Origin of the sequence: Microcystis sp. T1-4 (assembly GCF_000297435.1) — a bacterium.
Taxonomy (GTDB): Bacteria; Cyanobacteriota; Cyanobacteriia; order Cyanobacteriales; family Microcystaceae; genus Microcystis.
The window spans coordinates 1-1,530 of sequence record NZ_CAIP01000360.1 but is presented as its reverse complement, the minus strand read 5'-3'; the positions used below and the strand labels follow the sequence as shown (position 1 = coordinate 1,530).

Below are 1,530 nucleotides of genomic sequence, written 5' to 3'. Positions count from 1 at the left end.
TACCGCTAACCCATCCTACAAATAATTGTGCCTACCTACTTAGGGTCGGAATAACTATATCTAAAACTTGATCTCGTCCATAAAAAATCTTTGCTAATTTTTTGCGATCATCGGGGGGAGTTGGTCGAAAAGGATTTTCTATCAGTCCCCATTTTTTGAGAGTTGATTGATAACGGCTGAGTCTTGTCATTTTAAGCAGATTGTAGAATTTTTAGTAGATGATTAATTTCCTCTAGTCGTTCCTTATCATTGTTTTCTTGATAATATGTTTGTGCTTCTTTTAAATGACTACAAGCTTGGGAAATCTTGCCAATTTGTATTTCTAGATTGCCCAGTGCAGTTGTCACAGAAGCCACATTATCTTGATCACCCAAACGACGGAATAGACGTAAAGAATCTTTAAAATAAAGTCTTGCCTGTTCGAGCCTACCAGTGCGATGATAGAGACGGGCAAGTTCCAATAAAATTGGAGCCAAACTACTAATATCCTTTTGTTTTTGATAAAGTTGCTGACAGCTTTCTAAGTGTTCAATAGCTTCTGTATAATATCCACCCTCAAATAAAGCTTTTCCTAATTGATAGGAATAGTTAAAATATAAGGTTTTGTCTTCGGTTTTTTCAATAATTTCTCCAGCTTGTTTATAAGAGTTAATTGCTTGTTGAATGTCTGCCACTTTACCAAGAAGTTTAAATCGTTCTCTGAGAGTATTGGCTAAATTATATTGTGTCTCTGCCCAATCTCTTGGAAAGGCTTGACGGGTATAAATTTGTAAGGCTTCTTGATAACAGACAATTGCATTTTCGATATTCTCGGCTTTATTCCCTCTAATTCGTTTACTGTAAGCATTACCTAAATTATTTTGTGTTACTGCCCAATCTTGAGGAAAAGCATCACGGGTCAACACTTCTAAAGACTGGTTGTAAGCAACAATAGCTAACTCTAGATTATCTGCTCTTTCCCCTTTGATGCGATGTCTATAAGCATTCCCCAGATTATTTTGTGTCCTTGCCCATTCATAAGGAAAAGCATCACGGGTATAGACTTCTAAAGACAGGTTATAAGCAACAATAGCTAACTCTAAATTTTCTGCCCTTTCCCCTCTGATGCGTTGACTATAAGCAGCACCCAGGTTATTTTGTGTCCTTGCCCATTCATAAGAAAAGGCTTCACGGGTATAGACTTCTAAAGACTGGTTATAAGCAACAATAGCTAACTCTAGATTATCTGCCCTTTCCCCTCTAATACGATCACTATAAGCAGTCCCTAGATTATTTTGTATTACTGCCCAATCTTCAGGAAAAGCTTGACGGGTATATACTTCTAAAGACTGGTTGTAAGCAACAATAGCTAACTCTAGATTTTCTGCCCTTTCCTCTCTGATGCGTTGACTATAAGCAGCACCCAGATTATTTTGTGTCCTTGCCCATTCATAAGGAAAAGCATCACGGGTATAGACTTCTAAAGACAGGTTATAAGCAACAATAGCTAACTCTAAATTTTCTGCCCTTTCCCCTCTGATGGGGAGCATC

The 1,530-nt window shown here is 37.6% G+C and carries 2 protein-coding genes; both read right to left on the bottom strand.

Translation table 11 applies throughout. The annotated features are described in order from the left end of the window. Positions 1-31 precede the first annotated feature (31 nt). A complete protein-coding gene (locus MICAI_RS26010) occupies positions 32-190 on the bottom strand; it encodes a hypothetical protein (protein ID WP_008205187.1) in 159 nt (52 codons plus the stop codon). Between the two features lies 1 nt (position 191). Then, the coding region (locus MICAI_RS17280) for a tetratricopeptide repeat protein (protein ID WP_008205186.1) at positions 192-1,530 on the bottom strand (1,339 nt) is incomplete at its 5' end.

Bases quoted from the DNA above. Each gene is read 5' to 3' on its own strand.
- MICAI_RS26010 (WP_008205187.1), bottom strand. From the start codon at position 190: ATGACAAGACTCAGCCGTTATCAATCAACTCTCAAAAAATGGGGACTG.